Source organism: Flavobacterium plurextorum, assembly GCF_024638035.1.
Taxonomy (GTDB): domain Bacteria; phylum Bacteroidota; class Bacteroidia; order Flavobacteriales; family Flavobacteriaceae; genus Flavobacterium; species Flavobacterium plurextorum.
Genome location: NZ_CP100442.1, coordinates 721,620 through 745,951 on the forward strand (window position 1 = coordinate 721,620; position 24,332 = coordinate 745,951).

Annotated in this window: 20 protein-coding genes; 4 read left to right on the plus strand and 16 right to left on the minus strand. The window is 33.4% G+C overall.

From position 1 onward, the window contains the following. The 5 genes from NLG42_RS03425 to NLG42_RS03445 all read right to left on the minus strand — a co-directional run bounded on the left by NLG42_RS03425 (nucleotide 1) and on the right by NLG42_RS03445 (nucleotide 7,061). Nucleotides 1-1,464: an OmpA family protein gene (locus NLG42_RS03425; protein WP_257683015.1), complete on the minus strand. Its 1,464-nt coding sequence runs from the start codon at nucleotides 1,462-1,464 to the stop codon at nucleotides 1-3. 113 nt (nucleotides 1,465-1,577) lie between these two features. Next, nucleotides 1,578-2,771 (minus strand): glycine C-acetyltransferase, encoded by a 1,194-nt coding sequence (kbl, locus tag NLG42_RS03430; protein WP_099717999.1) that lies wholly within the window; start codon nucleotides 2,769-2,771, stop codon nucleotides 1,578-1,580. Nucleotides 2,772-2,851: 80 nt separating this feature from the next. Beyond that, entirely contained in the window at nucleotides 2,852-6,007 is a 3,156-nt protein-coding gene (locus NLG42_RS03435) for a UvrD-helicase domain-containing protein (protein WP_257683016.1), read from the minus strand. Nucleotides 6,008-6,140: 133 nt separating this feature from the next. Beyond that, nucleotides 6,141-6,740, minus strand: a complete 600-nt coding sequence (locus tag NLG42_RS03440) for a lipoprotein signal peptidase (protein ID WP_089057099.1) — start codon at nucleotides 6,738-6,740, stop codon at nucleotides 6,141-6,143. 120 nt (nucleotides 6,741-6,860) lie between these two features. Further along, the gene (locus NLG42_RS03445; protein ID WP_089057100.1) at nucleotides 6,861-7,061 is read right to left on the minus strand and encodes a hypothetical protein; all 201 of its coding nucleotides are present in this window, start codon (nucleotides 7,059-7,061) and stop codon (nucleotides 6,861-6,863) included. Nucleotides 7,062-7,239: 178 nt separating this feature from the next. On the opposite strand from NLG42_RS03445, the gene NLG42_RS03450 reads away from it, so the two are divergent. Both NLG42_RS03450 and NLG42_RS03455 read left to right on the plus strand, forming a co-directional pair. Further along, a complete protein-coding gene (locus NLG42_RS03450) occupies nucleotides 7,240-7,596 on the plus strand; it encodes a roadblock/LC7 domain-containing protein (RefSeq protein ID WP_089057101.1) in 357 nt (118 codons plus the stop codon). A gap of 31 nt (nucleotides 7,597-7,627) precedes the next feature. Next, nucleotides 7,628-8,008 (plus strand): hypothetical protein, encoded by a 381-nt coding sequence (locus NLG42_RS03455; protein ID WP_089057102.1) that lies wholly within the window; start codon nucleotides 7,628-7,630, stop codon nucleotides 8,006-8,008. Between the two features lie 241 nt (nucleotides 8,009-8,249). Here NLG42_RS03455 and NLG42_RS03460 read toward each other — a convergent pair whose 3' ends face one another. From NLG42_RS03460 to gdhA, 5 genes are all read right to left on the minus strand, one after another. Beyond that, nucleotides 8,250-8,630: a TraR/DksA family transcriptional regulator gene (locus tag NLG42_RS03460; protein WP_089053287.1), complete on the minus strand. Its 381-nt coding sequence runs from the start codon at nucleotides 8,628-8,630 to the stop codon at nucleotides 8,250-8,252. Between the two features lie 10 nt (nucleotides 8,631-8,640). Further along, nucleotides 8,641-12,042 (minus strand): isoleucine--tRNA ligase, encoded by a 3,402-nt coding sequence (ileS, locus tag NLG42_RS03465; RefSeq protein WP_257683017.1) that lies wholly within the window; start codon nucleotides 12,040-12,042, stop codon nucleotides 8,641-8,643. Between the two features lie 130 nt (nucleotides 12,043-12,172). Beyond that, nucleotides 12,173-12,886, minus strand: coding sequence for a DNA repair protein RecO (gene recO / locus NLG42_RS03470; RefSeq protein WP_089057104.1), 714 nt, complete (start codon nucleotides 12,884-12,886; stop codon nucleotides 12,173-12,175). Between the two features lie 44 nt (nucleotides 12,887-12,930). After that, nucleotides 12,931-15,213, minus strand: coding sequence for a type IX secretion system anionic LPS delivery protein PorZ (porZ, locus tag NLG42_RS03475; RefSeq protein WP_257683018.1), 2,283 nt, complete (start codon nucleotides 15,211-15,213; stop codon nucleotides 12,931-12,933). Nucleotides 15,214-15,340: 127 nt separating this feature from the next. Further along, nucleotides 15,341-16,684 (minus strand): NADP-specific glutamate dehydrogenase, encoded by a 1,344-nt coding sequence (gdhA, locus tag NLG42_RS03480; RefSeq protein WP_089057106.1) that lies wholly within the window; start codon nucleotides 16,682-16,684, stop codon nucleotides 15,341-15,343. Between the two features lie 322 nt (nucleotides 16,685-17,006). Here gdhA and NLG42_RS03485 point away from each other — a divergent pair, with 322 nt between their 5' ends. Further along, on the plus strand, nucleotides 17,007-17,798 hold the full coding sequence (locus NLG42_RS03485; RefSeq protein ID WP_257683019.1) for a THC0290_0291 family protein: 792 nt from the start codon (nucleotides 17,007-17,009) through the stop codon (nucleotides 17,796-17,798). A gap of 73 nt (nucleotides 17,799-17,871) precedes the next feature. Here the strand turns inward: NLG42_RS03485 and NLG42_RS03490 are convergent, their stop codons facing one another. Continuing rightward, nucleotides 17,872-19,014 (minus strand): cystathionine gamma-synthase, encoded by a 1,143-nt coding sequence (locus tag NLG42_RS03490; RefSeq protein WP_089057108.1) that lies wholly within the window; start codon nucleotides 19,012-19,014, stop codon nucleotides 17,872-17,874. Between the two features lie 104 nt (nucleotides 19,015-19,118). On the opposite strand from NLG42_RS03490, the gene NLG42_RS03495 reads away from it, so the two are divergent. After that, nucleotides 19,119-19,862 (plus strand): DUF3298 and DUF4163 domain-containing protein, encoded by a 744-nt coding sequence (locus NLG42_RS03495; RefSeq protein ID WP_089057109.1) that lies wholly within the window; start codon nucleotides 19,119-19,121, stop codon nucleotides 19,860-19,862. A gap of 69 nt (nucleotides 19,863-19,931) precedes the next feature. On the opposite strand, the gene NLG42_RS03500 is transcribed toward NLG42_RS03495, so the two are convergent. From NLG42_RS03500 to NLG42_RS03520, 5 genes are all read right to left on the minus strand, one after another. Next, nucleotides 19,932-21,071: an ATP-binding protein gene (locus NLG42_RS03500; RefSeq protein WP_089057110.1), complete on the minus strand. Its 1,140-nt coding sequence runs from the start codon at nucleotides 21,069-21,071 to the stop codon at nucleotides 19,932-19,934. A gap of 135 nt (nucleotides 21,072-21,206) precedes the next feature. Further along, complete coding sequence (locus tag NLG42_RS03505; protein WP_257683020.1) at nucleotides 21,207-21,962, minus strand: SDR family NAD(P)-dependent oxidoreductase; 756 nt, start codon at nucleotides 21,960-21,962, stop codon at nucleotides 21,207-21,209. Nucleotides 21,963-22,049: 87 nt separating this feature from the next. Then, nucleotides 22,050-22,556: a GNAT family N-acetyltransferase gene (locus tag NLG42_RS03510; protein WP_257683021.1), complete on the minus strand. Its 507-nt coding sequence runs from the start codon at nucleotides 22,554-22,556 to the stop codon at nucleotides 22,050-22,052. Between the two features lie 46 nt (nucleotides 22,557-22,602). Then, nucleotides 22,603-23,322, minus strand: a complete 720-nt coding sequence (locus NLG42_RS03515) for a hypothetical protein (RefSeq protein WP_257683022.1) — start codon at nucleotides 23,320-23,322, stop codon at nucleotides 22,603-22,605. 120 nt (nucleotides 23,323-23,442) lie between these two features. Beyond that, on the minus strand, nucleotides 23,443-24,315 hold the full coding sequence (locus NLG42_RS03520; protein WP_089057114.1) for an aldo/keto reductase: 873 nt from the start codon (nucleotides 24,313-24,315) through the stop codon (nucleotides 23,443-23,445). Between the last annotated feature and the right edge of the window lie 17 nt (nucleotides 24,316-24,332).

The window sequence follows — 24,332 nt, forward strand, 5'->3', positions numbered from 1 at the left end:
TTAGATTTTACCTTGGTATTTAGAACCAATGTGTCTAATTTCTGTTCTTCTGTTTTGTGCTTTACCTGCAGCAGTTTTGTTACTTGCAACTGGTTGAGAAGCTCCAAATCCTTTAGACTCTAAGTTTTCTGGATTAACACCTCTTTGAACTAAAGCATCTAATACAGCTTTTGCTCTTTCTTCAGAAAGTTTTTGATTCAATTTAGCAGAACCTGTGCTATCTGTGTGTCCTTCAATAGAGAATTTCGCGTTTGGATAGTTTTTAAGGATTTCTTTAATTGCATCTAATCTAGCTGGAGTTTCTTTGTCTCCTGTTTTGAAAGTAGCTTTACCTGAGTTGAAGTAAACTGCTCTTGCTTGAACTTTAAGATCTTCTAAAGCTTCAGTTGTAACTTCAGGACATCCTCTGTTTGAAGCAGGACCGTATACTGTAGGACAATCGTCATCTTTATCAGCAACACCATCTTTGTCAGCGTCTAAGAAAGGACAACCACCGTTTTCTTTTGGACCAGCAACTGTAGGACATTTGTCATCTTTATCAGCAATTCCGTCTCCGTCAGTATCAGGACAACCTTTTAAAGCAGCTAAACCAGCAACATCTGGACAAGCATCATCTTTATCAGCAATTCCGTCTCCGTCAGTATCAGGACATCCGTTTAATGCAGCTAAACCAAATACATCTGGACAAGCGTCAGAAGCATCAACGATTCCATCTCCGTCAGTATCAGGACATCCGTTGAATTGTTTTAAACCAGCAACATCTGGACAAGCATCATCTTTATCATAGATTCCGTCTCCGTCAGTATCTTTACCTCCGAATTTGAAAACTAGACCTGCAGTATGTTGGAAATGAGATGGAGCATCTGGAGTACCAGTTGCATCTACTCTATCACCACTAACTGACCATTTGTATCTTGTAGCAAGCTCAAGACCAATAGCATCTGTGAACCAAAAAGTAACACCAGCACCTGGGTTAACTGTTCCGTAGCTGCTATCTCCGAAGAAAGTATAACCACCACCTACAGATAACGAAGGATCAATCACCTTAGATTTGATTAATTCTTGGAAGCTGTATTTGATAGTAGCATCAATTCCGTAGTACATTAAATCACCAGGATTAGTTACAACATTTCCTCTTCCGTCATGCCCTGCAGCAAATGGACTGAATGTTACAAATTTATCAATTTTGTTTACAGATCCTTGTAAACCAACAGAAAAACCTTTACCTACATATCTATTTACACCAATGTAAGATAATGAAGGAAGAATATTCCAGTTGTCTTTTACAGCGAATGGCTGAGAAAAGTGCTGATCAAAGAAACCGTGTCCTGCACCAGAACTAGTTCTTGTATCAACTGCATTAACTCCAAATGAGATCGCCCATGGATTGTTACTGTCTTGTGCGTGAGAACTTAAACCCATCGCCATCATCACAGCAACTAAAAGTTTGTTAAGATGTTTCATACTTAATTTTTTTAATTACAATTTAGTTAATTACAAGCAAAAGTAACACCAAATTTTTTAAATACAAAATCAAATGTTAAAAAAAACCTACAAAAATTTCCCGAAAGTGGTAATTATATAACTTTTAACATTTTTCCAACTGATACAAAGGCACTTACAGCCTTGTCTAAATGTTCTTTTGTATGAGCCGCAGAAAGCTGCACTCTGATTCTTGCTTTTTCTTTTGGCACCACAGGAAAAAAGAAACCTATTACATATATACCTTCTTTCAAAAGCTCATCTGCCATAGTCTGCGATAATTTCGCATCATACAGCATTACAGGGACAATTGCCGAATCACCATCAATTATATCAAATCCTGCTTTTTTCATTCCTTCTTTAAAGTAATTTGTATTCCACTCTAATTTATCTCTCAAAGAAGTATCTTTTTCTAACAGTTCAAAAACCTTAATAGACGCTCCTACAATTGCAGGCGCAAGCGAATTTGAAAATAAATAAGGTCTTGAACGCTGACGAAGCAATTCAATAATTTCTTTTTTAGCCGTAGTATATCCTCCCATTGCACCACCAAGGGCTTTTCCAAGAGTCCCTGTAATAATATCTACACGTCCCATTACTCCTTTTGCTTCAAGAGTTCCTTTTCCTGTTGCTCCAATAAAACCAGCAGCATGGCATTCATCTACCATAACCATTGCGTCATATTTATCTGCTAGATCACAGATTTTATCTAAAGGCGCCACTAAACCGTCCATAGAAAAGACTCCATCTGTAACAATCAATTTAAAACGAGCACCTGCCTCGTTTGCTTTAATCAACTGCTGCTCCAAGTCATTCATATTATTATTCTCATAGCGGTAGCGCGCTGCTTTACACAAACGAACTCCATCAATAATAGAAGCATGATTCAAACTATCAGAAATAATCGCATCATTCTCTCCTAATAAAGGTTCGAAAACACCACCATTAGCATCAAAAGCTGCTGCATATAATATAGTATCTTCTGTACCATAAAAATCAGCAATCTTTTTTTCTAATGTTTTATGAATATCTTGTGTTCCGCAAATAAAACGAACTGATGACATTCCGAAACCATGAGTATCCATAGCATCTTTCGCTGCTTGAACCACCTCTGGATGCGAAGAAAGCCCTAAATAATTATTCGCGCAGAAGTTCAAAACTTTCTCTCCTGTAGAAATAGTTATTTCTGCATCTTGCGCAGAAGTTATAATACGTTCTTTCTTAAAAATTCCGTTTTCTTCAATAACCTGCAATTCTTTTTGCAGGTGTTCTTTAATTTTACCGTACATTTCTATTTATTTAAAACGTTAAAAATTAACACTATAAGCCATTTTTGACCGTATAATTCTTTAACATCTGATTAATATTTTCACAAATTTACTACATCGATTTCGGTTCCTATATACACCAATGCCTTTTTTAACACTTTATATCCCAAATCTTCTACTGCGTCCTGATACTCCTGAATTTGAAGCTTATACTTTGAATTAACTGCTCCAGTTTTATAATCCAGTAAAAATGCCTTTTTATCTTTTGTCAACACGATTCTATCTGACTTCAATATTTTCCCTTCTTTCTGAACAATCGTCTGCTCGTTTAAAATATGATTTTCACCATCAAAACAAATACTCAACTCCGGATGATTAACGATTTCTAAAAGCGTTTTCAAAACCGCCTCTCGCTGCTCAATTGTCACTAATCCATTTTCAATTGCCTTAGTAACTGCTAAATCAATATCTGATTTATCTTTTACAAATGCTAAAATTTCGTGCACAATATTCCCATACGATATTGCTTCCTGCTGATGAGTTCCCCACATGAGCGCCTCTCTCTGAGCAATCTTAATATTTTTAGGATTCAAAACCTCTTTTACAACCGGAATTGTTTTAACTAAATCAGTTGCTTTTGACGATATTGAAAGTTTTGCTTTGTTTCCAAATTCATATTCTAACTTCTCAGATTCATAAACTCCTTCATGAATTAGGTATTTTATAAAATAGGAAGCCATATTATTAGGCCATTCTCCGTCTTTTCTCTCTTTTAAAGATTGCGAAATAACATACAACTGCTCTTCTGCACGTGTTAACGCAACATACAAGACATTTATATTATCCAATAACTCTTCTTGCTTCTTTTCATTAAAAACAGCCGAAGCACTTTCTCCAAAACCTTCAACTGCACTGCTATTATCAACCAAAGCCCTTGGAACTCCCAAATCTTCTGCTTCAGTATCAAGCCATAATTTATCTTTTGGTTTTCGATTGTAATCTTCTTCTGCAAAAGGCATAATTACAACTGGAAACTCTAAACCTTTAGATTTATGAATTGTCATAATACGAACTGCATTATTTCCTTCTGGAGAGGGAATACTGAATTTCTCAGAATTCTTTTCCCAGTAATTTAAAAAATCAGCAATTCCAGCCTGATTTCTAATATCTCTTTCTAGAACGATATCAAGAAAAAACTGCACATAAGCATTTCCCTCAGACGGAAGAATAAATTTTGAGATAATTATCTCGACAGCTTCATAAAGTGATTTTTTGCGAATATTTTCAAAAGAAAGAGAAACATCAAAAGTCAAAAGCCATTTCTCAAAATCAGATTCACTTTTATAAGCCATTCCATGAGCAATAAAATCATGTATTGGTATTTCAACACTTAAAGTATTCCCTAAGAAATGAAGAAAATGCGCTTTTGATTCTAAATCCCTGCTGTTATTCAAATATTTCAGCAAATGAATAATCAACCGCACTTCTGTTGCATTCTGAATCATCAAGGTTTCTGACGACAAAAGCGGAATTCGCTGTTCTGTTAGGTAGTTCGCAATTGCTACTCCCTGTCCTCTTTTTCGAGTTAAAATAACAATATCTTTATACTCAAATCCTTCTTGTACAACTTTTCGAATTGTATTTAATGTTTCCAAAACATACAAATCAGATTTTTCAACAACATCTTCTTCCTCTGCTTCATTCTTTTCAATTATTGGCAGAAAAGAAATATTTACATATCCGCCTTTTTTTGAATTTGTATTCTGAAAACTATGATTTTCATACAGATCTTTATAATCTAAGTTTGAAAACTCACTGGAGATGAGTTTAAAAAAAGCATTATTAAACTCAATAACTTCACTATAACTTCTATAGTTTGTATTTAGATGTTTAATTTCTTTATCTGGATTATTAAAAGGATTTGAATCTTTGCTTAATTCAATAAACTGTTCCGCCTTCCCGCCTCTCCATCGATAAATTGACTGTTTTGGGTCGCCAACAATCATCAAAGTTCCTTTATTCCCTAAATCATCTTGACCAGAAAGTGCGTTATCAATTAATGGAATTAAATTTTGCCATTGCATTTCTGAAGTATCCTGAAACTCATCAATAAAAAAATGACGATAACGCTCTCCTAAGCGTTCATATATAAAAGGTGCCGGCTGATTCTGAATTTCTCGATGAATAATAGCATTAAATTCAGAAATGGACAAAATATTTTGCTCTGCCTGAATTTTCGCCAATTCATTGCTAACTGTATTAAGCAATGATAAGGGCGTAATATTTTTCAAGAATGCTTTATAAAAATCTCTTTTTTCAAAGTTCTTATAAATCTTCTTTAAAATACTCAGCAATTCTGGAATTAAGTTTTCTATTAACGCTTTATCTTTTGCTGTTTTATTAATTGCAATATCATCAAATTCATGAAAAGTTTTATTTCTTGGATTAAACTTTCCATCGCGAATACTTTCAAGATGATTCGGAAATGTTCCTCTTGAAAAAGACTTCAAATCAATACCTTTTCCATCCAGTAAAGAAAGTGCCTCTATAGCAAATTGCTCATTCTCCGACTCCAGATCTTTGCATAATGCAAGCATCTTCTTTTTTATAACAACAAACTCTTCTATGGTTTTGTCATTAAAGTGCAAAATCTCATTTCGATTATTCTCATTCAAAACTAAACGTCCTGTTTCTAGAATTTCACGAGAAACATCCCAGCTTTTATCATCATCTGTCTTCTCCATCGTGAAGTCGATCAGTAATTTAGTCAGCGTTTCATCTTGACCAGCTTGAGCAATAATCGCATCGACTGCCTCAACCAATAAATTTTCTGTATCGAGCGTAACCTCAAAAGTCATTGGCAGATTTAGATCATGAGCAAAAGCTCTAATCACTTTATGAGTAAATTTATCTATGGTAGAAATATCAAAAGCGGCATAATTATGAATTAAGTGCTTTATGATACTTTGAGATTTTATTTTGATTTGAATAATCGAAAGCCCCGTTTCTCGAGACAAGTCTTCCATTAAATCAACTGCTTTTGCAGAAGGCTCTTCTTTCGCAAATTCAGATAAACTCCCTACAATACGGCTTTTCATTTCATGAACCGCTTTGTTGGTAAATGTTATTGCGAGAATATTTCGATAAGCATCATTTTTTGGGGACGAAAGAATAATTTTAAGGTATTCTTTAACTAAAGTATACGTTTTCCCTGATCCTGCAGAGGCATCATAAATAGAGAAAGACGGACTTTGCATAAGTTTAAGCTTTTGTATGGTAAAAATAGCACAATATTATTAAATCCCAATAATGAAAAATTCCAAATTCCAATATTTACCTGCATTGAATGCCTCAAATATTGGAATTTGGAATTTTAATATTTTGAAATAATTATGCGTGTTTCGGGAATGCTCTTTTATTAAAGACTAATAATATTCCGACTCCTGTAGAAATAGCCATATCGGCAACATTAAAAATGGCATTAAAAAACATAAAATGCTTTCCACCAAAAACAGGTATCCAAGAAGGAAGATTACCTTCCCAAATTGGAAAGTAAAACATATCAACCACTAAACCATGAAACCATGTTCCGTATGGTTCAGGCGAAAAAATTGTTGCCAAACTATGCGTGCTGTCGTCAAAAATTACTCCATAAAAAACAGAATCAATAATATTACCAGCTGCTCCAGCAAATATTAATGCGATAGAAACAATCAAATAAGTAGAATGACGTTTTTTTATAGCATCTGAAAGCCACCATCCTATTCCGAATACAGCAAAAATTCTAAAAATTGTTAGAATTAGCTTTCCGTATTCTCCTGGTATTTTTGTTCCCCATGCCATTCCTTCATTTTCTATAAAATGAATTCTAAACCAATCAAAAATCACAACTTCTTCGCCTAAAACAAAGTTTGTTTTTACATAGATTTTTGAAAGCTGATCGACAATTAAAACTAAAAATATAAGGAAATACGCTTTTCGTAATGACATTTTAAGAAATTTTGATGGGCAAAAATAGTAATTAAATCAAAAAAAACGTCCCTAAAGGAACGTTAATTCTTTGCAGTAAATCTAAACCTCATCAGTTTTCATTAAACGCAGTCCGAAAATCTACTTTTTTGCTGTTGCAGGACTATCAGCAAAAAAATTAGAAATAGATTTAAGCAACCCTTTTCCTTCTGCTCCTGCGGTACTTTTTTTTGCCGCAGCTTTGCTCAAATCAGATTTAAATTTTGTTCTTAACTTCTCAAATTCCTTCATTCTGCTCTCGACGTCAGAATTTACATCTTTGAATTTCAATACTTTAGCCATACTGTAAGTTTTATAAGTAAAAAAAATAAAATATTAACGATTTGATATTACAATGATACATATTTTAATTTATATTTGTTAATAAAATTAACAATTGTTTAGTTATTACATTAAAAAAATTGCCGAACCAATGTGAAATACCACCTATTTTTAACAACATCCCTAATCCTACAAAAATATGAACGAAATCACTTCTGCATTAAATGACTTTTTAACCAGCACCAAAGCAACTGCGGCTTTAATTTTAAACGGAAAAGGAAAACTCATCACCTCCCTGAATTTAGATTACGGAGACAGCGTTGCCGCTATGAGTGCAGCAATTTTATCGATGAGCGAAAAGTTTCTTCTTGATCTAGAAAAAGGACTACTCAAGCAACTTTACCTAAAAACCTCTGAAGGTGTAGTTATTGGAAACAAAATCAGCGGCACAAATTTCGTCATTGTGTTTTCAAAAGAAGGAAGCAATCTTGCCTTATTAATGCGTTCAACTGACGAACTTTCATCAGAACTTAGTAAAAATTCCCTATTGAAATAACATAAATCTATTAACCACAAACCCAAAAACTATGAGCAACGATTTTTTAAACGTGTTTTTAAATGAAATGAAAACTAATGTAAATGGCTTTATTGCAGTATCTGTTACTGAAATTGAATCAGGATTAAGCTTTGGTAATTTAACTGTTGATCCGGCTTTTGATCCAGAATTAGCTGCAGCTTACAACCTAGAAGTTGTAAAAGCTAAACTAAATGCTGTAAAAGCTTTAAACTTAAATCAAGACATTGAGGATATCTTGATCACACTTTCAAATCAAATTCACGTTATTGACATTTCTCCTAACAAAAAATTCATGATTTATTTGGCTGCTGATGCACAAAAAGCAAATCTTGGAATGACAAGAGCGGTTTTAAGAAAACACAAAGCAGACTTAGAAAAAAATCTTGCTTAATTTTCATTATTCTTAAAATTAGAACTGTTCCTAAACTGGGCAGTTCTAATTTAAATACTCTTCCTTTATCACTTCAACTACAATTCTTACAAAAAATAAGTCCAAAAAGCAGCGGTGAGCTATTAGTTTGAAAATAAATTCTTTCAAACAAGACTTAATCGCCGCATTACTCTTTCTTAAAAACATTAAACAAAAAAAACGCCCCTAAAAGGAGCGTTATTTCTTTGGATAGATATATTTATTATCTCTGCAAATTTTTAGCTTCGATACTCATTGTTGCATGAGGAACGATTTTAAGCCTTTCTTTGCTGATTAATTTACCTGTTACTTTGCAAATACCATATGTTTTGTTTTCAACACGGAATAACGCGTTTTTTAAATCGCGAATGAACTTTTCTTGTCTGATAGCCAACTGAGAGTTTGCTTCTTTAGACATTGTTTCACTTCCTTCTTCAAAAGCTTTAAAAGTTGGAGAAGTATCGTCTGTTCCGTTATTCAAATCATTCATATAGGCACTTTTGATCAAATCAAGATCTTCTTGTGCTTTTTTTATTTTGCTTTGTATTATTTCTTTGAACTCCGCCAAATCAGCGTCAGAGTATCTTGTAATTTCATCTATCATGGTATTTATCTTATTTTGAAATTAATATCACTGTTTTAATATCATCAAACTCAATTTCTGTGCCGTTTTCTAAAGCGTCTACAAAAACCAAGTCGTCTGTTAATGTCTCAGACTTAATATAGTCTTCATTTTTCAAAATAGCTTCTTCTAAAAGTCCATTTCGTTTAATTTGAACTTTGATCTTATCAGTAACTTCAAATCCTGAATCTTTACGGATATTCTGAATTCTGTTTACTAATTCTCTCGCGATTCCTTCATTTTTCAATTCTTCAGATATTGTAATGTCAAGCGCAACTGTAATTCCATTTGAATTTGCAACCAGCCAACCTTCGATATCTTGCGATGTTATTTCGACGTCTTCTAGTGATAAAGTTACATTATTTCCAGAAATAACAACATCCAGTGTTCCCTGCTTATCTAACTGATTAATTTGCTCTGCTGAAAAAGATTGTATTTCTTTGGAAATCAGACCCATATCCTTTCCGAAACGTGGTCCTAATGCCTTAAAATTAGGCTTAATTTGTTTCACTAAAATACCTGAATCATCATCTAAAAGTACGATTTCTTTCACGTTTACTTCAGCTTTTACAAGCTCAGATATAGCTTCAATTTCAGCTCTCTGATTCTCGTCAAGTACTGGTATCATTACCTTTTGCAGCGGTTGACGCACTTTAATCATTTCCTTTTTACGAAGTGATAAAACCAATGATGATATGGTTTGCGCCTTCTGCATTTTGCTTTCTAACGTTTTATTAACAAAGTTTTCGACAAATTTCGGGAATTCAGCCAAGTGAACACTGGCAAATTCCTCAGTTTGCGTTGAGCTTGTCAAATCTCGGTACAATTTATCCATGAAAAAAGGAGCGACCGGAGCGCTTAATTTGCTTATCGTCAATAAACAAGTATAAAGCGTTTGGTAAGCTGCGATTTTATCATGAGCATATTCACCTTTCCAGAAACGACGACGACATAAACGAACGTACCAGTTACTCAAATTCTCCTGAACGAATTCAGAAATAGCTCTTGTAGCTTTTGTTGGCTCATAATCTTCGTAACATTCATCAACAAACTTCACTAAAGTATTCAGCTCAGATATAATCCACTGATCGATTTCTGGTCTTTCGTTTAACGGAATTTCCGCTTCAGCGTATTTAAATCCATCGATATTAGCATATAATGAGAAGAATGAATACGTGTTATATAAAGTTCCGAAGAATTTACGGCGAACCTCAGCAATTCCTTCGATATCAAATTTCAGGTTATCCCAAGGATTTGCATTTGAAATCATGTACCAACGCGTAGCATCTGGACCATATTCTGCAATTGTTTCAAAAGGATCTGTTGCATTGCCTAAACGTTTCGACATTTTTTGTCCGTTTTTATCCAAAACCAAACCATTCGAAACTACATTTTTATAGGCAACTTTATCAAAAACCAAAGTTCCAATAGCGTGTAAAGTATAAAACCATCCACGAGTTTGATCAACTCCTTCTGCAATAAAATTCGCTGGAAAATCTTTATTATCGTCAATTTTATCTTTGTTTTCAAAAGGATAATGCCATTGTGCATAAGGCATTGCTCCAGAATCAAACCAAACATCAATTAAATCGCTTTCACGTTTCATTGGCTGTCCTGAAGCCGAAACCAACGTAATTTGATCAACCACATTTTTATGCAAGTCAATTAAATCATAATTAGATTCAGACATATTTCCAATTTCAAAACCTTTGAATGGGTTTTCTTTTTGAAAACCTGCTTCGATAGATTTCTCGATCGCATTGTACAATTCTTCTACAGAACCAATAAGAACTTCTTCTTTTTTGTCTTCAGTTCTCCAAATTGGCAACGGAATTCCCCAATATCTAGAACGAGATAAGTTCCAGTCGTTAGCATTTTTAAGCCAATTTCCAAAACGTCCTTCACCAGTAGACTTAGGTTTCCAATTGATAGTTTCGTTCAGGTCGAACATTCTATCTTTTACATCGGTTACTTTAATAAACCAAGAGTCTAGAGGATAATATAATAACGGCTCATCAGTTCTCCAGCTGTGTGGATAACTATGCACGTATTTTTCAACCTTAAAGGCTTTATTTTCTTCTTTTAATCGAATAGCAATTTCAACATCGACAGAACGCTCTGGCGCTTGTCCTGCATCATAATATTCGTTTTTCACGTATTTACCAGCAAGTTCACCTACATGCGAAGTGAATTTTCCTTGTAAATCTACTAAAGGAACAGCCGTTCCATTTTCGTCCAATACTAACATTGGCGGTACTTCCGGTTTTGCTTCTTTTGCTACTTTAGCATCATCAGCACCAAAAGTTGGAGCCGTGTGTACAACTCCTGTTCCGTCTTCGGTAGTAACGAAATCTCCTGCGATTACTCTAAATGCATTTTCTGCATTTTGGTATGGCAATACGTAAGGCAATAATTGTTCGTAACGGATTTCTACTAAATCAGCTCCTTTTGCTTCTGTTAAGATTTTATATGGAAGTTTTTTATCGCCGCTTTTAACATTATCAAAATCAGCGTCATCTTCACTTAAGAAAAATCCTTTTCCGAATTGTTTCCCAACTAAGTTTTTAGCCAAAACAACATTGATTGGCTCAAAAGTGTATTGATTGAATGTTTTTACTAAAACATAATCGATTTTTGGTCCAACTGTCAAAGCTGTATTTGATGGAAGTGTCCAAGGCGTTGTCGTCCATGCTAAGATGTGAATATCTCCAAAACCTTGTAAAAAGCTTGGCAATGTTTCTGGCAAAGTTTTGAATTGTGCTACAATCGTAGTATCTGTAACATCTCTATAAGCTCCAGGCTGATTTACTTCGTGAGAAGATAATCCTGTTCCTGCTTTTGGAGAGTATGGCTGAATCGTGTAACCTTTGTACAACAAACCTTTATCGTAGATTTGTTTTAAAAGCCACCAAACAGATTCCATATATTTTGGTTTATAAGTTACATATGGATCTTCCATATCTACCCAATATCCCATTTTTTCGGTCAAATCATTCCATACGTCAGTATAACGCATAACGGTTTTTTTACACGCTTCGTTATATTCTTCGATAGAAATTGTCTTGCCAATATCTTCTTTTGTAATTCCTAATTCTTTCTCAGTACCTAATTCTACAGGTAAACCGTGAGTATCCCATCCGGCTTTTCTTTTTACCTGAAAACCTTTTTGAGTTTTATATCTGCAAAAAATATCTTTAATCGCACGTGCCATTACGTGGTGAATTCCCGGTAATCCATTTGCTGAAGGCGGACCTTCAAAAAATACGTAAGGTTCTGCACCTTCGCGAGTAGTTACACTCTTTTCAAATATATTTTCTTTCTTCCAAAAATCAAGAACTTCAGACGCTACAGTTGGTAAGTCAAGTCCTTTGTATTCAGTAAATTTTGTGCTCATTTTATCCTTTTCTTAAACGAGGTGCGAAAGTAAGGAATTTTGAGGGAAATAGATAAAAGATGACGGAAAAAAGACCAATAACAGGTAATTTCACGTGGATTCCGCAAAAAAAAACAGCCTTTTAGCTGATTTAAGAGAAAACTTCCTTTAAAATCTCTAAAGATTTCGGCTTTTTGAATCCATCTAAATGAAAACTATAGTAATCAATAATAATTTTTAGCAGAATTTGTCTTTCTAAAACATGAAAAACTTTTTGATCGTTATCAAATTTTAAATCGAGTAATTTTTTCAGCAAATTGGTTTCATGCTCGGAAAGTGTATTTCCGCCTGAAAAAAGTGTAAAAACGCCATCATTCATCTCAAAATGCGGCAGATCTACCTCTGAAACATCTGGATAAAACCCTAGATATTTTGTGATTTCTAAAAGTAAAATTAAATGAAAATTCGAAATTTCATCATGATGATCCAGCCAAGTCAATGCGGTTTCTAAAAACACAAATAGTGACTCGTTTTTTTCTTCTTCTTGAATGGAATAATGAAGCATTTCTGAAAGAAACATTACCATTGTACTTTTTACAAGATCTGTATGAATACTTTGAAAAGGAACTGCGGTTTTTATCTCTTTGAAATTTTCTAAAGTGCCTTTGTTTTTATGAATGGCTTCTATTTCTAAAATCGACAACGGCTGAAAATAAGCAATCTTCTGACTCGCTTTTCGACTTGAAAAAGCATCGCGTACAAAATAAGACTTCAGTCCGTTTGAAAGCGTAAAACATTTTACGATCAGACTTTTTTCCTGAAATTTTAAAGAGGAGATTACTATTGCTTTTGTTTTGACTTGCACGAAATGATTTTAGATTTTTTAACTTTTGACTTTCGACTTTCAGACTATCGAATAATCATCACTTTCTTAACTTTAGTTTCTCCTCCGTCTTGCGCCGAAATAAAAACCATATACACACCAGAGGCTACTTTATATTTACCAAAAGCGGTTGTATCCCATTCTATGGTTCCGCCTTCTGAAGTCGTTTCGAAAACAAGATTTCCTTCAATATCAGTGATTTTAACATTGGCTCTATCTAACAATCCTGCCACTTTTACTGTTCCAGAATAGGTTGGACGAACTGGATTTGGATAAACATAAACGTTACTCAAATCATCATTAGCTCCAGTTGCAACTCCTTTAAACGAAATCATTCCTTTATTTGTCGCTATAAAAACTTCGCCAGTTGTACTGTTGATCTTAATATCATTCACCATATTACTTGGCATTGGAGAATTATTTATGGTAAAATGGCATTTGGTTTCCTGCCCGTTAGACGAAACCATAAAAATTCCAGAATCAGCCGTTCCAATCCATTTATTATTTGATCCATCTACCGCAATAGAAGTAATAAACTGTTCGTACATTAATTCCTGAGCCAAATTATCTTCCATGATAATAATTGGATTTGCTTTTAATTGGCTGTCAGATTGAAAACTTCCCACGTTCGACAAAACTCTTAATCCTTTTGTAGTTCCTATCCAAAGTTGATTTTTAGTATCTATCACTACAGATCTCACATCTGGAGCTGGTAAATTTCCTGCGTCAACTCCAAATGTCATTTTCTTGAATGTATTTGTACTCTCGTTAAAAGCAATCACACCTTCGTTACTGGTCGAAATCCATTTGGTATTATTTCTATCAATAACAATATTAGCATAACTGGTTGTTTCTGCATTATTCAAAATTGAACTGGTTGCGTAACTTTGCCATTGTCCGTTGACTTTCAAAACTTTCAATCCATTTTTAATCCTGCTGTTTGTTATCCAGAGATTTCCAGTTTTATCGAATGCGGTTCCATTTATACGAACATCTTTATAATTTGGTCCTTCGTAAGTTATACTTTCTAAACCGCTGTTTTTTTCGTTATACAAAAAGTTAGGAATATCGTTCTCCACTCGCAACAAACCTGAAAAAAAAGAACTTGCATAAACTTGTTTTTCATTTCTAGGATTCACAATAATTCTTGTTATAGATTTTGCATCATATACTTCAGTGTACGGAATATTCAGCCAGGCAGAAGAAGCATATTTACTAATTCCGTAACTATCTAAATCATACGGATTATAATAGGTATCATAATCTCCGTAAACTGCCCAAAGTACATTTGGCGTAACGTCTAACGAAAAAATATTATTCCTAAAAGGTCCTTCCGGTGTGCTATTTACAAAAGTTCCCGCACTGCTGAGCGAAGAAGTAACTAATCCTTTATCTTTTGTTCCGATGTATAATAAATCTCCAACTGCTGAGGCGCAAGTAAAAACCAAGCTGTTATCTAAAACCTGAGTATTTGAAATCTGACGATTTAAAACCATCTGATTATTATAAATATAAACTGCATTGGGAGTGGTAATAAACAAATTGCGGTTCACTGTCCGCATATCAGAAGAAGGCTGTGAAAGCTGTAAAAAACCAATAAAATTAATTGAATTATATCGGTGAATATTACCCGAAGCGTTAATTGCTATTAATTCTGAATCCAAAGCTTCAACACTTGACCAATCGCCGGTATTCACAACAGTCCATTGACTAAAATCGTTTAGATTAGCATTTGTAATATCTGCTTTTCTAACTCCAGACGAAGTGGCCGCAAAAATAAATCCGTTAAAAAAAGTAGTTTGTTTAACACTTATTTCGGCACCATTATCACCTATAAAATAAGTATCTCCAAACTGTAATGCTGTTAAATTGAACTGAACAATTCCAAAATCGCAGGAAATATAGAGCAATCCGTTATGCTCCATTATATGATTGATCTTTTTAATATTTGAAGGAAGCTGTTTGTTTATTATATCAACTTTCTTAGTTACACTTCCGTCAGTTTCATTAATAATAATCATCAAACCATTTTCATAACCAATGATCGTTTTTTTGAAAGCTTCACTATGATAAACAGCAGAAATTGTCTGTCCAGAAAGACCATCAACAGTTGTTTTAGTTTTTAGTAAATTTGATGTGGTGTTTTTAAAAAACAACGCGTTTTCTGACGCAGCAAAAACTGTATTTGGTGACTCTGAAATATCTTTAATTTCATTGAAGGAAAAATAACCCTGCCATGACAATTGACTTTGAGCAAAACCAAATTGAAACAAAGTCAAAAACAAGATATAGAGCGATTTTCTGGTCATTATTAATATATTCGGATAGACAAATATACTATAAACAAATACATTTAATTTTTGTTGATACATAAAAAAAAATGCTCTCGATTCATCCTAAAAGACAAATGAGAGCATTTTTCAATTGTAATTAATCTTACACTACACCTTGTGCAAGCATAGCATCGGCAACTTTAACAAATCCGGCAATGTTAGCTCCTTTTACGTAGTTTACATAACCATCTTCTTCTGCACCGTATTTTTTACATTGGTTGTGAATTCCAACCATGATATCTTTCAATCTTAAGTCTACTTCTTCGCTTGTCCAGTTTAAACGAATTGAGTTTTGTGTCATCTCTAATCCAGATGCCGCAACTCCACCAGCGTTAGCTGCTTTTCCTGGAGCAAAAAGTACTTTATTATCTAAAAACAATTTAATAGCATCTAAAGTTGAAGGCATGTTTGCCGCTTCAGTTACACATAAAACGCCATTATCAATAAGCTTTTGAGCATCTTCTCCATTCAACTCATTTTGAGTCGCACAAGGAATAGCAATATCTACTTTTACTTCCCAAGGGCTTTTTCCTTTATGGAAAACAGCATTTGGATATTTCTCCAAATATCTTTCAGCTCTGTTATCTCCACTTGCTCTCATTTCGACCATATGCTCGATTTTTTCGCCAGAGATTCCTTCTTCATCATAAATATAACCATCAGGACCAGAAATAGTAACTAGTTTACCTCCTAATTCGTTTATTTTAAGAGCCACTCCCCAAGCTACATTTCCAAATCCAGAAATAGCAACTCTTTTACCTTTAATATCATGTCCAATAGTACGAAGCATTTGATCTGTAAAGTAAACAACTCCATAACCTGTAGCTTCTGGTCTAATCAAAGAACCACCGTAAGCAATTCCTTTTCCAGTTAAAACTCCAGTAAACTCATTTCTAATTCTTTTGTATTGACCAAATAAGTAACCAATTTCTCTGGCACCAACACCAATATCTCCAGCAGGAACATCCAAATCTGGACCAATATGACGACATAATTCTGTCATAAATGATTGACAGAAACGCATGATCTCTCCATCAGATTTTCCTTCAGGATCGAAATCAGAACCACCTTTTCCACCACCCATTGGCAATGTTGTCAAACTATTTTTAAAAACTTGTTCGAAAGCTAAGAATTTCAAAACAGATAAATTTACTGTATGATGAAATCTAATTCCTCCTTTATAAGGTCCAATTGCAGAATTCATTTGAATTCTAAAACCTCTATTTACAATTATTTCTCCTTTGTCATCAACCCATGGAACTCTAAAAATTATAGATCTTTCCGGCTCAGCAATTCTAAGAAGTAAATTTTTTCCATCATACTTCTTACGTTCTGCGATAAATGGTATTACAGTTTCTGCAAATTCTCTAACCGCTTGAAGAAATTCTGGTTCATTTGGATTTTTTGACTCAACTTGAGCCATAAATTCATTTATTTTTTGTTCCATTTTTAAATAAATTATTCAAATAATAGTTTAACTTTTAATCCCTTAAATAAGAAAATACGTTTTAAGAAAACGTTTTCGTTACAACAGACAAAGATACATCAAAATGATCATGCATTGTTATTTTTTTTCGTTTTTGAAGCAGAATTGTGTTATTTCTAAACAAACAATCAAATACAATTTTACCCTTCCGAATTTACATCTAATTACCACACTTAAAGTCAGAAAATTAAGTATTTCGTTATTAATTTTCTATTAGAAGTTCATAATATTTTGAATAGATCACGTTTTTTATATATTTGCGCGATATTTGAAAGCCTCAAAAATGTGTAAGAACCTATATTTCATTATTTTCGCCTTGTTTGGCATCTCAACAATAAACGCTCAATCGTCTCTTGCGCATGAAATAGGAATCATGTTTGGTCCCGTAACTTTTCAGTCTGACTATGGTGAAAGAAATAACTTTAACACCAATGTTGGTAATACGGGTTTTAGCATAGGAATTATTCACTTTACCAACTTTTCTGCAAATAATAATGGAGAAAGTTTTTTTACAGAACATTTCAAAGTACGCACCGAGTTTTCATTCACGAAAACCAATCTGCATCATTTTGGAAAATGGGTCAGCAAAAACCCTCCAACACCAGCAGTACAAAGACTTAAAGCTATGAGTGGAAGTACAACGATGGTAAATCTTGGTCCGCAATTAGAATTTTCTCCATTCATGAAAATACACGATTACGAAAATATTCCCGGAAGTTTAAGCCCTTATGTAAGTTTAGGTTTTCTGGTAAGTTATTATTCAACTAAAACAAAATCAAGTCTAGGCGAATTGGGAGTTCCTGAAACGACACCAATAAAATACTTGACTCCTTCTGATGGTCGTGAACACGGCTATTCAAGCGAAAGTAATTTAGCTTTATCAGCAACTGCAGGCGCAGGTGTTCACTATAAACTAACCAGTATGAGTGACTTAATGTTTGAAGCCCGTTTTCAAGTCTTTAATTCTGATTGGGTTGATGGTTTAAATCCAAACAAAGACATTTACAAAGAAAACAAATCAAACGATTGGCAAGTCTGGTTTAATGTAGGATATATTTATTACTTAGACTTTTAAATAAATTTCAAAATAAAAATCCCAAATTCCAATTTTACTCATTTTGGAATTTGGGATTTTAAATTTTATATATCTAAGCTAAAGCTTGTTCTAAATCTGCGATTAAATCTTCGGCATCTTCAATACCTACACTCAATCGAACTAAATCATCTGTAATACCCACTTCGGCTCTTTTATCAGCCGGAATAGAAGCATGTGTCATTAAAGCTGGATGATTTGCCAAAGATTCTACTCCACCTAAAGATTCAGCCAAAGTGAAAACTTTTAATTTCTCTAGAAAAGCGATAGAATCTTCTTTTTTACCTGATTTAAAAGTAAAAGAAACCATTCCGCCAAAAGCCTTCATTTGTTTCTTAGCAATTTCATGAAACGGATGACTCTTTAATCCTGGATAATAAACAGTATCAATTTTTGGGTGTTTAGTTAAAAAATCTACCACTTTTTCTCCATTTTCACAATGTCTTTGTACTCTTAATGAAAGTGTTTTGATTCCTCTTAAAACTAAAAAACTATCCATTGGTCCTAATGTAGCACCGGTTGCAAATTGTTGAAAATGCAATTGATCTCCCAAAGCTTCATCTTTTACAATTAAAGCGCCGGCAATAACGTCAGAATGTCCGCCTAAATATTTTGTAGCAGAGTGCATAACAATATCTGCTCCTAAATCAAGAGGTTTTTGCAAATAAGGTGTTGCAAAAGTATTATCTACAGCAAATAAAATTTTGTTCTCTTTTGTGATTTTGGCTACCTCTTCAATATCTGCCAATTTCATCAACGGATTTGTAGGCGTTTCTACCCAAACCAATTTCGTGTTTTCATTAATTAACGACTTCAATTTTTCAATATCTGTCATATCAACAAAATGAAACTTAATTCCAGAATCTTTATAAATACGAGAAAACATTCTGTATGTTCCTCCATATAAATCATCCATTGCTATAATTTCATCACCAGCTTTAAACGATCTCAAAATACAATCTGTCGCTGCTAAACCTGATGAAAACGCTAAACCTCGAGTACCATTTTCAATACTTGCTAAAGCATTTTCTAAAGCGCTTCGAGTTGGATTTGATGCTCGGCTGTATTCGTAATCAGCCAACGGTTTTCCTGGGCTTGTTTGAATAAAAGTTGAAGTTTGATACACCGGAGGCATAACAGCTCCCGTACTTGGATCATGATGCTGACCACCGTGAATTACCTTAGTATTGAATTTCATATCGTTATAATTTTTATATCTTTATTTACAGGACAAATTTACCGTTTAATTTATTTTATCGAGACACAACTTCTTACCTTTGTATTTAATTAACACTTATTGATATGAAACATTATTCTTTTTTAATCTTTTTGTGTTTGATTTTTATAAGCTGTAATAAAGAACTTTCATTTGAAAATGAAACGTTTGAAGAAAAATCAACTATTCCGTGCAAAAATGACTGCCCAAAAATCAGCATCGATATTCCGATAGCAAAAAATAGTTCACTAGCAGCCGATAGTATCAACAAGAAAGTTTTTGCGGTGGTAAAAGAAATCATTTATTTTGGAGATGACTCTACAAAAGTGAATGACTATAAATCATTGTCAAAATCTTTTATTACATCGTATGAAGAAATGCATCAAAAATTTCCAAATGACACTTTTGGCTGGGAAGGAAAAATAACTGGAAATATAGAATTTGAATCAGATCAAATTTTAAATATTAAGATCGATCATTATACTTTTACCGGAGGAGCCCATGGTTATCAAGGATTTCGATCTTTACTTTTTAATTTAAAAACGGGAAAAACCATTTTTAACAATCAGCTTTTTAAAAATGAAAAAGATTTTCTGGCTTTCGCCGAAAAAGAATTCAGAACCCAATATAATATTCCACAAAAATCAAATATAAATGCAACGGGATTAATGTTTGAAAATGATAAATTTCATTTACCTCAGAACATTTTCTATACAGACAAAGGTTTACTTCTGTACTATAATGCATATGAAGCAGCATCTTACGCCGATGGACCAAAAAAGATTTTATTCCCTTATGATAAAGTCAGTAAATATTTAAGATTTCAATAATTTATGCTAACACGCTTTTAAGTTAGAGGTACTGCGGTGTGTCTCTACAGAGAAAACTTAGTGCCTTATCTACTGAACGTCGTACTTCATTTTACGCAAAACACGTAAAGCTTCTTTAAAAGACAAATACACTTGCCCAAAAGGTTTCAATAATAATTTAGCATCTATCAGTTTTTGCTTGGCTTCTTCGAAACCATTCAAATAACAAATCATAAAAGTCGAAGGAAGATTCTCCAGATCTTTTAATTCACGCTCTGATAAAGCAATGCCTTTTTGCAATTTTTGAAGCAATGCCATATTTGAATTATAAATATGATAAAGCATTTTCCTGTTGAATTCTGGAGGCTGAAAAAGTATTTCACGATCAATTTTATAGTAACCATTATCAAAAAAATGGATCGTTTGTTTCTCCAAAGGATAATAACTCGTTTTATCGTTTAACCCAAGCGGCACATACTCAGTTATTGTAAAACTATCATCGTCGTAAACAATTGTAACAACGTCTTGTGCTGAATAAAACAGCTTAATTTGTTCGTTGATTAATTCAATATCAACTCGAGATAAGAATGTTTTATCGCGAGATTTTTTAGGAACACCAGCCCAGCAAATCACAAATAATTCTTTAAAAACATGATATTTAGGCGACATGTCTTTGTGCCTGAAATTCATAAAATCAATTACACCATCCAACGTATATTGAATGCTGTTTCGGGAACTATTTTCAATTCCAATTACCGTTTCAGTATTCTGATAATTTTTCTCGATTTCACCTTCAACAGGAACAGAATTACTGCCGCGTCTCACAAAAACACTGTTGGCCGTGATAGTATGAATACCTTTTTTAAAATATGAAATTTTGCTTTTAGGTTTAATTGTGACCAATCCAATTACTTTATCTTTTGGAAGATTTGGAAACGGCACATTCTCATACTGAATTTTAGGAGGATTTTCTAAGAAAGCATTTACAAGATTTTGAATACGGCTGTCATCAAAAAAGTCGTCTCCTACAATCTCATTATCATGATCTTCAACTCCAACAACGATATAAGAATTATTGGTTGGATTTGAGTTTGACAAAGCGCAAATGTGCTTTAGAAACTTACCTTTTCCCTCTCTGGAATGTAAATTCAGCTGCCTTTTTTTATCATAAAAACTGCTCTCGTCATTGTGAGCAAGTAGATTCTTTATTAAAAGGCGTTTATTGATCATATCGTTATATTATTTTCACAATTCGAGCGATAGCGAATAAGCAAAGCAATTTTACTAAATCGCACTAATTTAATCTATTAAAACTTAAAATTAAAAAAAAGACGCACTACTGTGCGCCTCTGCATTCAATTTTATTTAAATATTTTTATTGACAATTGTTGAAGATGCCTGCGCTGTACTCATCACAACCAAATCGGCAATATTTACATGATAAGGTCTTGAAACTACAAAATGAATAATATCTGCGATATCTTCTGCTTGCAGCGGATCAAAACCTTTGTAAACGTTTGAAGCTCTTTCTGCATCTCCCTTAAAACGTACTTCGCTAAATTCCGTTTCTACCATTCCCGGATGAATAGCTCCCACTCTAATTCCAAACGGATTTAAATCAATTCGCATTCCTGCAGTAATAGCATCAACGGCATGTTTGGTTCCGCAATACACATTTCCATTCGGATAAACTTCTTTTGCAGCAGTTGAGCCAATATTTATGATATGTCCGGATTGTTTTGCTGTCATTTTAGGAATTACAGCTTTTGAAACATACAAAAGTCCTTTAACATTTATATCGATCATAGCATCCCAATCGTCTAAATCTCCTGTTTGAATCGGATCTAAACCATGTGCATTTCCTGCATTGTTAATCAAAACATCAATATCTGAAAAATCTGCAGGAAGAGATTCTATTTTTTGAAGAACATCATTTTTATCACGAACATCAAAAGAAAGAGAATGTACTTCGGTAAAAGCAGAAAGTTCTTTTTCTAATTCTTCTAAACGCTCTTTACGTCTTCCGCAAAGAATAACTTTATAGTTACTTTTTGCCAGAATTTGAGCAGTTGCTTTTCCTATTCCGCTTGTCGCTCCAGTAATTAGGGCTGTTTTTTTCATTTTATGTTTTTTCATTTTGCCACAGATTAAAAGGATTTAAATGATTTTTTAATCTGTGAGAATCCTTTTAATCTGTGGCATAATATTTTAATTCTTATTTTTCCAAATTTTCAAATTCAACACCATATTAAGCGCCGTCCAAGTTTCACCTTCTACTTCTCTTATTAGTTTTTTATCTGGATTTATATTGAACCCAACTTTTTCATAACATTTTATAGCGCCAATATTAAAATCAAAAACATTCAATTCGATATGTCGCTCTTTTCGGTTTTCAAAAATGAACTTCAACAATATAAGCACCATTTGCTCACCAACACCTCTTCCTCTTTGATTTTCATCAATAATAAGAATTCGTCCAAGTTTTGCAGAATCATCTTTAAAATAAATTTCAGAATGTCCTATCGTAGTATCATTTGAAGTATTTACAACTCTAAAAGCAATTCTATTTTTATCAGAAAGTGTTTTATCTATTTGCTCTTCCGTTAATGGAAAAGTAAATTCTGGTCCGCCAAATTGCATTAATTCTTTTGCATTTTTGATGGAATTAATCAATTCTGGATAAAACTCTTTATCGAATTTTTCTAATCGTATCATTTCAGAATTTATCTTTTAGAATATTAATTTTTAAAAGTAATTGTTTTTAACTCCAATCAAAATACTGAAACACCTCACCTTTTTCATTATTTACAAATAACAGAATTTTATCTTCACCTAATTCAGAATAATTATATCCTGCAACACTTCCGACAAAATTCAAGCTATCAATATTAATTTCTAACTCGTCTAATAATTGTTGCAAATATTCAAGTCCGTATTCATCATCATATACTCCTCCTAAAGATTCATATATTTCTCTTTCATGGTCGCTATATCCGCCAGAATATTTATTACCCTGAATAAACTTACCTGTTTTTAAAAACATATCTCTAGTTAACCAATAATTAATCACTCCTTTTATATAAAAATAGTAATCAAAATCAATTTTCTCTCTTCGTTTATCCTCTGTTTTTGTAAATTCTGTTTTAGTTAAATACTTATCTTTATGTTCCTTGTAAATATCTTCAGCCTCTTTATACCATTCAAGAGCTTTTTCAAATTTAGGCATTTGCTTGAAATCACCTTCAAACCTATACTTATCACCTACTCTTTTGAACTTGATAAAATTGTAACCAAAATCTTTATCTAAGATTTCTACTTCCGGATCGCCATTACCATATACTGTAATAAAATGCACCTTGCCAATACCTTTGTTTATCGAATCTAATTCAACTGTTAGTAGTGGAAAAAACATTGTTTTATGAAAATTTGTCGGATCAACAAAAACCTCCTCAATTGCAGGAAATAATCTAATATTTGCCATTTTATTACTATTTAAATTACTATTTTAAAACTGTTATGTGTTACAAATATTATCGAGTAACACATAACAGCAAAAATATAGTTTTTTCTTACAGCAAATAAACAAGAATTAACTTAAATACTATGCAACATCGTCACCCATACTTTCAGTCCAGATGGCAAACCAGTCTTCTTTATCCATTTCCAGTTCAACCGCTTTCATTAACGCCTGAATTCTGGCAATGTTTACTGTTCCAGCAATTGGAATAACTCCTGATGGATGTTTTAAAATCCAGGCAAGTAAAAGTGTATCTGAACCAAAACCGTATTTTTGAACCAGATCCGCCAATAATTTTTTCAAACGACGCGTTTTTTTAGTGTCTTCTCTAAATACAGTTCCAAGCGGATTCCATGATAACGGACGGATTCCGTGCGTTTGCATATAATCTAAACTTCCATCAACCATTGCTTCATAATGAGTTGCCGAAAATTGTACTTGATTGTAACTCACTTCTGTTTTCTGACGAATCAATTCAGTTTGAGAACTGGTAAAATTTGAAAGTCCAAAATCAACAATTTTTCCTTCTGATTTTAATTTCTCAACAGCTTCAGCAATTTCGTCTGCCTGCATCAATGGACTTGGTCTGTGCAATAAAAACACATCAACAAAATCTGTTTTTAATTTTTTCAGAGATTCTTCGACAGACCAAATAATATATTCTTTAGAATAATCGTAATGCTTGATTTTGTTAGTACGGCTTTCAGCAATCATCTGAATTCCGCATTTTGTAATTAATTGTAGTTTTTCGCGCGAAATTTTACTGGCTTTAAAAGCCTTTCCAAAATCGGCTTCAGTGGTGTAGCCTCCATAAATATCGGCATGATCAAAAGTGGTGATTTTATTTTCGACACAAATTTGTATCATATTCTCCATCTCTTTAGTTGTTAGGTTTTTATCCCAAACTCCCCAATTCATAGTGCCCGAAATAATAGGCGATAATGCTGTTTTACTCATGGTTTTATTATATTATT